The sequence below is a fragment of the Schlesneria paludicola DSM 18645 genome (assembly GCF_000255655.1).
Classification (GTDB): domain Bacteria; phylum Planctomycetota; class Planctomycetia; order Planctomycetales; family Planctomycetaceae; genus Schlesneria; species Schlesneria paludicola.
In genome coordinates this window covers 3,483,593-3,492,775 of sequence record NZ_JH636434.1, presented here as the reverse complement: position 1 = coordinate 3,492,775, position 9,183 = coordinate 3,483,593, and the positions used below count along the sequence as shown (strand labels likewise).

13 protein-coding genes are annotated in these 9,183 nt (G+C 58.0%); 1 reads left to right on the top strand and 12 read right to left on the bottom strand.

Annotation, left to right across the window (positions count from 1 at the left end):
- The 3 genes from OSO_RS0117080 to OSO_RS0117070 form a co-directional block, all read right to left on the bottom strand.
- A partial coding sequence (locus OSO_RS0117080; RefSeq protein ID WP_010584441.1) for an HK97 family phage prohead protease occupies positions 1-606 on the bottom strand: 606 nt, incomplete at its 3' end.
- Between the two features lie 21 nt (positions 607-627).
- Positions 628-2,202: a phage portal protein gene (locus tag OSO_RS43890; protein WP_010584440.1), complete on the bottom strand. Its 1,575-nt coding sequence runs from the start codon at positions 2,200-2,202 to the stop codon at positions 628-630.
- Positions 2,203-2,228: 26 nt separating this feature from the next.
- Positions 2,229-2,567, bottom strand: coding sequence for a hypothetical protein (locus tag OSO_RS0117070; protein ID WP_010584439.1), 339 nt, complete (start codon positions 2,565-2,567; stop codon positions 2,229-2,231).
- Positions 2,568-2,787: 220 nt separating this feature from the next.
- Between OSO_RS0117070 and OSO_RS0117065 the strand changes: the two genes are divergently transcribed.
- A complete protein-coding gene (locus OSO_RS0117065) occupies positions 2,788-2,964 on the top strand; it encodes a hypothetical protein (protein WP_202799938.1) in 177 nt (58 codons plus the stop codon).
- 291 nt (positions 2,965-3,255) lie between these two features.
- On the opposite strand, the gene OSO_RS0117055 is transcribed toward OSO_RS0117065, so the two are convergent.
- The 9 genes from OSO_RS0117055 to OSO_RS0117010 form a co-directional block, all read right to left on the bottom strand.
- Complete coding sequence (locus tag OSO_RS0117055; protein WP_010584437.1) at positions 3,256-4,122, bottom strand: thioredoxin family protein; 867 nt, start codon at positions 4,120-4,122, stop codon at positions 3,256-3,258.
- A 46-nt stretch (positions 4,123-4,168) separates the two neighbouring features.
- Complete coding sequence (locus OSO_RS0117050; RefSeq protein ID WP_010584436.1) at positions 4,169-4,975, bottom strand: C1 family peptidase; 807 nt, start codon at positions 4,973-4,975, stop codon at positions 4,169-4,171.
- A 51-nt stretch (positions 4,976-5,026) separates the two neighbouring features.
- Complete coding sequence (locus OSO_RS0117045; RefSeq protein ID WP_010584435.1) at positions 5,027-5,425, bottom strand: hypothetical protein; 399 nt, start codon at positions 5,423-5,425, stop codon at positions 5,027-5,029.
- Positions 5,426-5,530: 105 nt separating this feature from the next.
- Positions 5,531-6,070: a hypothetical protein gene (locus OSO_RS0117040; RefSeq protein WP_010584434.1), complete on the bottom strand. Its 540-nt coding sequence runs from the start codon at positions 6,068-6,070 to the stop codon at positions 5,531-5,533.
- A 60-nt stretch (positions 6,071-6,130) separates the two neighbouring features.
- Positions 6,131-6,325, bottom strand: coding sequence for a hypothetical protein (locus OSO_RS0117035; protein WP_010584433.1), 195 nt, complete (start codon positions 6,323-6,325; stop codon positions 6,131-6,133).
- Positions 6,325-8,010: a terminase large subunit gene (locus OSO_RS0117030; RefSeq protein WP_157605225.1), complete on the bottom strand. Its 1,686-nt coding sequence runs from the start codon at positions 8,008-8,010 to the stop codon at positions 6,325-6,327. Before OSO_RS0117030 ends, OSO_RS0117035 begins: the two co-directional genes overlap by 1 nt.
- The gene (locus OSO_RS0117020) at positions 7,947-8,195 is read right to left on the bottom strand and encodes a hypothetical protein (protein WP_010584431.1); all 249 of its coding nucleotides are present in this window, start codon (positions 8,193-8,195) and stop codon (positions 7,947-7,949) included. Before OSO_RS0117020 ends, OSO_RS0117030 begins: the two co-directional genes overlap by 64 nt.
- On the bottom strand, positions 8,192-8,719 hold the full coding sequence (locus OSO_RS0117015; protein ID WP_029247125.1) for a phage terminase small subunit P27 family: 528 nt from the start codon (positions 8,717-8,719) through the stop codon (positions 8,192-8,194). The genes OSO_RS0117020 and OSO_RS0117015 overlap by 4 nt, the downstream gene beginning before the upstream one ends.
- A 38-nt stretch (positions 8,720-8,757) precedes the next feature.
- Positions 8,758-9,051: an HNH endonuclease signature motif containing protein gene (locus OSO_RS0117010; RefSeq protein ID WP_010584429.1), complete on the bottom strand. Its 294-nt coding sequence runs from the start codon at positions 9,049-9,051 to the stop codon at positions 8,758-8,760.
- Between the last annotated feature and the right edge of the window lie 132 nt (positions 9,052-9,183).

Sequence of the window (9,183 nt, the reverse complement as noted above, 5' to 3'; positions counted from 1 at the left end):
ACGGCGGCTACGCACGCTGTGCGGGATCGGGCGAGAGGATCGGAAGCGATCAAGCGAACTGCGGGCGCTGGCCATATCGCAGTCGGTTGCACCATACGCGGGAAACGTCACGGGACCGACGTCGTACAGCCGCACGTCGGTGATGATGCGATACCAGATCGATTCACCGTCAACGACGTCCTCTTGCCAAGTGGCTGCGATGACGTCGAACGAGAACGAACAACCGGTCACATCCTTGCGATTAATTGCTTCCGCAACAGTGAGTCCGGCAGGACTGTTCGGAAGATCAGCTTCGAACCAAAGCCCCTTCGCGTCGACGCGGATGGTGCAAGTTCCGGATGTGGTCCGGCCAAGGATCAGATCCGGATTGTGGTTGAATAGACACCGCACGTCGTCGCCACGGCTGATCGCGGAATCGAAGGCACCGGGTTGAATGCGTTCGAAACAATCCTCCCAGAGCTTGTACTGCGTGTTCGGGTCGCTGGGATCAAAATAGCGAGCTGAATAACCGCTGATCTTGCCAGGCGTCTTATCACCCTCGGAGCGGATTTCGACGGGCAGGTTAAAGCGACGTCGTTCGATTTGCTGAGGCATCGTCGGAGCCATGTTGCGTTCCAGAAAGAGGGATTAAACCAAGAGGGCCTTGGCAATCGATTCGGTTTCGGTCGACCACGTCGCCGTGAGCGATGCGACGTCGGCAGCCAGCGCGGGAGAACCGGCCAGGGCGAGCAGCTCGTCGCGGTGTGCTTTCGCCGACCGCAGAGCTGGTTGTGCATCCTTCACGCAAGACAGCTTTTCGGAAAGCAGCTCCACGTGTTTCGCGTAAAGTGACGTCACCGCTTCGCGGAACTGTTCTGGCTTGCTGGCTGCCCGCTCGGCATGCGTGGCTTCGCGAGCGATCAGGCCCGCGACGGTTTGGCACATCAACGCTTTCAAGCGAGGATCGGTTTTGCGGCGTGTTCGTGCGGACTTCTGATCGTCGCCCGAGTTCTGCTTACCCTTGCTCTTGCCGAAGATGGCTTCTGGCAACAGCAGTTCGTCACAGCCTGGCATTGAGGGCAAGTGCTCAGTCGCACGGACTTCATTACGCGTCTTGAATCCACCGAGGATCGCAGTTTTGTACGCGTCGTACCGCGTCTTGATGTCGGCCCGGAGCAGATCGTCGACGTTGTGCCGGATGTGGAAACGGCCGCGTTCCTTTCGAAGAAACAACTTGCGGTTCATTTCCTGTTCGTCACGAATGAGCCAGGGCCGCATCGTGTGCTTTTCGTAGCTCAGGTCCTGGGCCTCAATGTTGCTGAACGTCGCACGACGGAGCAGGCCAATCATGTGAGGCGGAAGGCGGAAGATCCGGCAAATGACCTCTTCCTGAAATTCGCGGGATTCGAGGAGCTGGGCCTCGTTCGCGGGGATCAACAGCGGCTTGGCCGTCAGACCTTCCAGGAGCAACGGACGGTGGGCGTTGTCGCCAGAGTGGTTGACTTCGATTTCATGCTTCAAACGGTTGAAAACTTCGTCGCCGAGCGTGCCAGGTGATTCGAGCACAAGCGAAGGTTTCGCGGAATTGCCGAAGTAAGCGGCCGCGAACTTGTCTTGTGCCAGGCCGATGCCGATCGACTCGGCGAGCAATCGAATCGGTGACCAACCCAAGATCCCGTTGCCGAATCCGGGCACGTGAAGCATCTGCGATCGATCGAGCGTGCGGATATTGGAGCTGCCCGACGACTGGCGGACGTCGTAAGCCAAACGCCCATTGTCATCACGTCGGGGCGTCACGAGCGACCAGTGCCGAGGTATCAAGCCGATCGGCATGCCATCGTTGTCAAAGACGATTTCGCAATAGCCGTTCCCGCCGGTCAGAACGTCGGCTTGGCGAGTCTCGGACCAGACCATCGGCGTCATGTCTTCGTACGGTTCGTACTGCAAGAGCTGCGCGACGGGATGCAGCTTTGTGACGGTTTCCTTGCCGGATTTCGAAGTCTCGATGACTTCCATCGGCAATGAGCCTTTGGTTTCGCTGATGCAGCGAATGCAGGCGTAGACGGCCGCGTACCGAAGCGCGGTCTGTTCATTCACCGCCACGCGGGACTGCGTGTTCGGCACGCCAGGCACGCGGGCGGCCATGATGGATTCGGTGTAACCCATCCCACGGGCAAAGGACGCGAAACTATTGGCGGCGAACGAGCGCAAGCGATTGAGCATTGGTGAATCCCTTCACCAGTCATGGCTTAGCTGCGCTGGTTATCGTCGCGATCGATTGCGGCCTGGCGTCGCCAGCTCCAAACCGTGTAGCAGATTGAGAGCAAGCAACTGATGATCGTCAGCCAGGTGATCACACCGCAGCCCATCCGGATCTCGTTGCTGACGTGCGAGCTGCACGCCTTGTGATGGCGTTCTGCGGCCCTGGCACAGCCCATCGGCATCGGATGGGACTCGTACCAGGCATCAGCGATCGACGCGGCCCGTTCCACCACGGTGGCTTTCTTCGAATTCTGGTCGATTCCCGCAGCAACACAACAACAAGCTTTCAGGCTAGGTATCACCGGATCGAATCCTGTACTCTGCATTTTCGAGACCTCCTGATCATCGTCCAGGAACGAATACTAAACCGAGTCAGTCTGACGTGGTCAGAGGCGTCGCCACACTTTCAAGAATTGATGCGCACTGCGTCATCTGTTGATGTGGTGAGCACAACACCCCACTGCGGGGAATGATCAATAATTTGGCGGAGTACAAGTAATGTCAGATCCCCTGTGGATTAAACGTGATCCTCAAAGGATTGAACGAATGTTAGGTCAGCTTCGAGAGATTTGGACCGCAAATCCTGATTGGCGGCTCGGACAACTGATTGTAAATGCAACCTGCATTACCGAGCCATCCCCGCTCTATTCCCTGTCGGACGACGAAATGGAACTGCGGCTCGCTCATCTCAAGAACCAATGGACGAACCGCCCCGGTAGCTGACTTGCCGTGTCCCCGTCACCTGCTCAGATGATGAACATCATGCCCTTCTTCGGAGATGCAATTACGTCTTTGACTTCCGATTGTGGCTGTTTGCCCATTGTCGCACAGTGACAAAGGCGGACATGAGGATTAGTACAAATCCAATCACTCCGACAACGATCAGCAAACCACCGAAGTATGGAAAAAGGGGCCACATTTGATTCGGGATGCGGTCGTGTTCCATCAGTAGTTTTGTGTTCATCCCGAACCCGACCGGGAAGACGCTCATCAAGACGCCACGACATGAGTCGATCAAGGGCAACTGGAATTTGATCCTTCATTTTCATCGCAACCGAATGGATGCGTTTTCAATTGCCAGACGAACGGAATTCCCAAGGCGGTTTTCGCCGTGAACTTGTCCTTGGTCAGATTCGCCGAGGGGATCTCGGTTCCCAGGCGGATGCCCAAGCGTGTAGCCTCGGCTTTCAGCAACGGCTTGTCGAAATCGATCTGAAGCGAGTCACCGACCACCTTCACGTGAGCGGTCAGTGTCAGCGGAAACGTGACGGCTGCCCTGGCGTCGGGGATCTTGATCTTGCGACCATTCGGAACCGTAATTGTCACCGTCGCGGTGTCAGTGCCGATGAACTCCGTGATTTGATCCCAGGCGCTCGTCGCTGGTACCGCCTCGTCAGGCTTGACGATGGTTGCCACCGGTTCCGCTGGAACGATTGGCTTGGGAGGTTCGACCGGCTTTGCAGGTTTGCCCAGGTCCGTGCGACCGAGCAACGCAAGGAAATCGTTAACGCCCAGGCTGCCACATCGCTGATCGACTTGCTTTCCGGATTCAAACGCGACCAGCATCGGGACTTGATCGGCCGTGATGCCCCATTCCTTCAGAATCCCCTGATCGTGGTCATAGTCGGCCAGGTGAATGTCGACGGCGGATCGTTTGTTGGCCTCAGCGACACTGAGGCCAAGCTTCACCAGCTCTGGTACCACGTTGTCCTTGACCCCCTGGCAGGGGACGCACCAAGTTGCCCCAACGAGCACGACACACCGCTTCTGTTCCTTGGGTGGCGACGGAAAGGCCGGTGACGGAGCACACGATGCAATGAACACGCTGAGGCCGATGATAAACAAGAGCCCCAGCCCTGGCACGGGATACGATTTCGACATGATCACTCGCTTCCTTGTGAGACGATTTGACAATCCCGTGAAACGATCAGACGGGAATCCACTGATGATCGAGCCAGTTCACGGGACGCGGCTCGAACGGCCGCAATTCGCTGGCACCGAAGAACGCTGAGAAACGATCATTGGCCCATTCGTCGACCAGGGCCGGTTCGATTTCCGATTCGCCCTGGTTGCCCCATTCCGTGCTGTGGGAGTTCTTGCATCGGAGCCAGCGACGGCCGAGGCTGTCACGTCGAGATGACCACCCGATGATGCATCGGCAGTGATAACCGAGGCTCGATCCGCGTAAGCAGCTCGCCTTGGATTCCAACCCGTCTTTCCCAAGTCGAGCATGCCCTTCGTACCATTCGGTGCCGATCAGGACCGGCCCTTGGTGTGTCGACGTGTATCGCCAAATCGCGTCGTAGCCACGCAATTCGCTGAACTGCAGAATCGGGTGTTCTTTGGCCTCGGTGACGGCTGCCGCTGGCATGGACGTCGTGTAATAGCCAGGGAAGCGGAGCGTGTCTTCACGACAGCAGCCACCGCTGGCCATCGCACCAGCCAAGGTTGCCCCCTCGTCGACGCCGAACATGTTGCAGGCACGTTGAGCGGTCAGGTACGCGTACCAGGCGGAATAATCGACCTCTTCGCCGGTGATGAGCCAATTCAGGTGAGCGAACATCGTCGATCGACCGTGGCCAACGCACGAATTGGTCTGTTTTTGGTTCTTCGTTCGCAATTGCGGATGGAAGTCGTCGGGGATCTCGCCGGTGGCACAGCAGTTCGCGGGGAATGCCTTTGCGTTGGCCCGCAAGTAGTCCCAGTCTTCACGATCTTGTCGGTAACCGAGCATGGTTCACTCCAAAATGGCCAGAACACGCATCACACGAGAATGAACCACGGATCATTTGAGCGCGGCGGCGAGTGCTCGCAGCGACTTTGCAACGTTGGCGGGATTGGCCAGGGCGTTTTCCCCGAATTCGTCTGCCATGACTTTCGAGAGACCGGACTTTGCGGCATCGGCAGCTCGCAATTTGGCGTCTTCCAGCCGTTGCTTGAGCTTGGCGTCGTATTTCACTTGTCCGCCTTCGACGTCGTTCGCCAGGGCTTCCAATTGATCGGCATAGGCCGCATCACGAGCACGGAAGGCCGTGCGGGCCGCGACGGTCACGGGCGATTCCACGACGATCGGCGGCTTCGGAGCGTCCTTGCGAGCTGGTGGATCGACCGGAGCGCAGCCCAGGCACCAAATCACGCACCAAATTGCCGTCAGAATCGCGAGGAAAGCACCTTTGAGACGCATCGTTTTTTTCCTGGCTGCAAGAGTTCGCATGAAAACCTCAGAAGACACACGGCCCCGCCGACGTCTCGCGACAATCGGCGGGGCCTTCTCACGGGGTATTTGCGGTTAGGAAGCCGCCCGTTTCGTGGGGGCGGGCTTTTCATCGTCTTCGGTGGATTCAGTCGCCTGGTGAGGCGTCGGAGCAAACTGCAGCTTGTGGAATCGCTCGCGAACGATGAACAGAGCGTCAGATCCCGCGTCGTCATCCCGCAAAGCGTCGGACAGTTCGTCGATGATCTTCCAGATCCGGGTCCGTCTCGCGTCGACGCTCTCGACCTGTTTGAGCTGTTCATTCATTTTGAGCTGTTCGCTCAATTGCTTTCGGGACAAGTCGACTTCGACGTCGTTCACCGACGGCAGCCTCGTCATGTCTGGCGAGGAGAGACGCGTTCGATCTCGAAGCAAAGCCACGGCAGCCAGAACCACGTCGGCGGCGGCGAAGGCCAGAGCGGTAATCAGAGGCACACCAACGTAGAGCAGATAATCGACCATACCAGGTGCATCAGATCGCGATTGCAGTCTGGAGAAATTGACGATCGCACAAACAAGAAAGATCGCGGACAACAGAGCACCGACAACGATCTGGACAACGCGAGTTTTCGACATGAAAGTCCCTTTTCAGAATCGACAAATTTGAGGGTTGCCCAGATCGAGCGGTGACGGTCGTTACTTAACTGCGGCGGTCGAGTCCTTGGCGAACATCAGTCCCAAGGATGCGGCGATCGCGGGCAGGTGCATCACGATCGTGCTGTAGTTACCAGACAGCAGGTCCGTGCCGAGTGCTCCGACCGACGTCAGCAAACCACAGAACCCCAGGCCCGACGTCTTCCAATTGATCTGCATCACTTTGACCATGACCATCACAAACTCCTGATCCGAGGTCCGGAACTCACGGGATCGCCATACAAGCAACGGGCGAACGCCATGAAGGCGGCGACGATCGGATCAATCTTTTCGTCCGCCTTTTCTTTGTCGGGCATCACTAGACCGGCCGGATTGGTGCGCAGGACCAGGTTGTCGGCGGCCCAGGCAAGGACGGGATCGTTGTCATGGAGGATGCGACCTTCGCCCAACGCCGTGAGGAATTCGCGAATCGGTTCGTTGTACGACTGACAGTTCTGGCCGAAGTCAAACACGGACATTCCCATGTTGTTAACCAGGTGTAAGCCGACTGCCCTGGCATTGGCCGGATCGAGTGCAACGGATGAAATGGCGTGGTCGCGGCGTACTTGCTGCAGGCGTTCGTAAATGGCATCAGGATCGGTCGCATCGCCATCGCAAGCCACCACGTCCCGGTTCTCGATCCACTGCGACCACGGGGATGCTGTCAGATCGCGGCCCCCGTGGCGTGGCAACCAGTTCCAGCCCTTGAACGCGAACCGTTTTTTGTCGAGCGGAAAGCAGAGATAGAGCGATGCCAGGTCGTTTCGCCAACCGAGGTCTAGGCCTCCGTGGCAGTGGCGACCCGTGAGGTCTGGCATCGTCTCTTTACATGTCGTCCAGAGTTTGTGGTCGATGACCTTCAGTACCGAACGCACACGAATGTTCATGTGGTACCGCAGCCATTCGTTGAAACAGACGGGATCATTCTTCGCTTTGTTCGCGATCAGCCGCAGGGCCTCGCGCTTCACCGAGACGTCGAGGTTTGGATTTCCCTTTCGCCAGAGAGTTTCGTCGTACAGCGATGCCTTTCGATCCTCCTCATCAATCTCACAGATGAAACTGAAGTGACGATCTTCTTTGATCAGAAGGCGAGCGATTTGAGAGCTGAACTTGTGGACGCGAAGCCACAGCTTCGAGCGGTCATCGCCAGCCGTCGAAATCACCATCCCGAGGGGCTGCCGTCGCTTCCGCATGGACGATTCGAGTTTTTCCCAGAGGGCGTTGTGTTCGGCAGCCCATGCGTGAATTTCGTCGGCGACATAGCCGAGCAAGTTGTAACCGTCGCGACCTTCCGAGCCGAGCGGTTCGATCACACCGCCGAGGATCTTGTCGACGATCGACTTCTTGCCGTGTTTCGGACGGTAGTATTCGAAGCGATCACCGAAGGCCGGTTGCGACTGGAGCTGCTCACAGATCTCGTTGAAAACGATCTCGGCCTGGGCACGTTCGACGGCCGCGAGCTGGAACTGTGACCGAGGTTCGTTGTCGAGCAGATAGAGGCGATTGACCAGGGCCGCCATGAACGGCGACTTACCGTTGCCGCGTCCCATGCTGATGAAGCATTCGCGGAACCGGCGGAAACCGGTGTCCTTGTTCTTCCAGGCAAACAGATTCCCGGCGACGAACTTTTGCCAGGGCTTCAGAATGAACGGGTGGCCGCAGAATTCCCCGGTCGAATGCTTCAAAAGCTGAACAAACGAAATCGTTCGTTCGAAATCTTCATCGTCCCAGTAGATGCCGCGAGCGCCTGCGGTGTCACAGTCATGCCGGTATCGTTCGACGGCCGCACGTTCGAGCGTGCCGACGACAACCTTTTTCGCTAGGACGTCGTCGCAATACCGCTCAAGATCCCTGCGGTTCGCCGAGACGCGGCATTTGCGCACAGGTGATGGGCGAGGCCTCGTAGAACTTGCGTTGCGTGCCAACTGGTGAACCCGCTTTCCGGATCACGTTCGTATTCGATCAGGACGTCGAATAACGCCATAAGGCTGCGCGGGCTGGGATCGAACGCGAACAGCCATGTGTGGCCGTCTGCCTTCAACGAAATGAAGCCGCGTTCTTCACTCATGACTTCGCCTTTTTCCGGGTGGTACACTTTGCGGGTCGTTTGCCCGCCGATGTACCAGCCAACAACGCGGCCATTGGATCAATGGTCTTTTCGACACGTTTCGCAGGAGTGATTCCGGTACGAGCGGATGGAGTGCAACCGAACTGGGTGAGGCACCATTTCAGCATCGCGGTGTTCTTCGCGATAATGTTCACGAGGGGGTTCGCCATGGGTGTCGACTGTTCGCCCACGTAAACGATCAGGTCATCGGCAGCCAGTGCGTCTTGAGCTTGCAGCATGCCCACATAGCTAGCGATGAGCAGCTCGAACGCCTGCGCGTCGAGATCGGTCATCAAGCCGCGAGCCGCGAGCTTTCCGCCGATCTTGTTCCACAGTTCGATCTGCTCCGCATCGAAGTGCGGCGGCGGATCTGGCAATGAGGGACCGAGCTGCTCGTCGACTTCATCAGAATGACGATCAGCTCGGAACGTGCCCCGTTGCTTCAATGTCGCGACGGGCGTCTTGCCTGGTCCACGCTTGCCCATGTGATACACCCCGCCGGAGATGACGATGCCGCAGGCGATCACTCGCCGCGAGCGGTCTTCTCGCTATGACATGATTTGCAAAGCGACTGTAAGTTGCTGGCGTCGCAGAAAAGGGACCATTTCCCGCCGTGACGTCGAATGTGGTCGACGTCGGTCGCTGGGCGAATTCGACCGGCTTGCTGGCATGTCCGGCACAACGGCTCTTTCGAGAGCTGGTTGGCTCGCAGGCCGACCGGCCCCCACCAGGCCCGTAGGCGATACCAGCGGTGGTACGATCTCGGGGCCTTGATGCCGACCGTGGGCGGCTTGTGTTTCTGCGGAGCGGTCGACATGGGCAACCCTTTGCGGTCGGTCGAAGTCACGACGTAAGGACGCAACCTCGGTGCGAAGCGTGGCGACTTGCACACGCAAATCGACCAGGCCGCCGAGTAACGAAACCGCCAGGCTGATCACGCCCACCCATT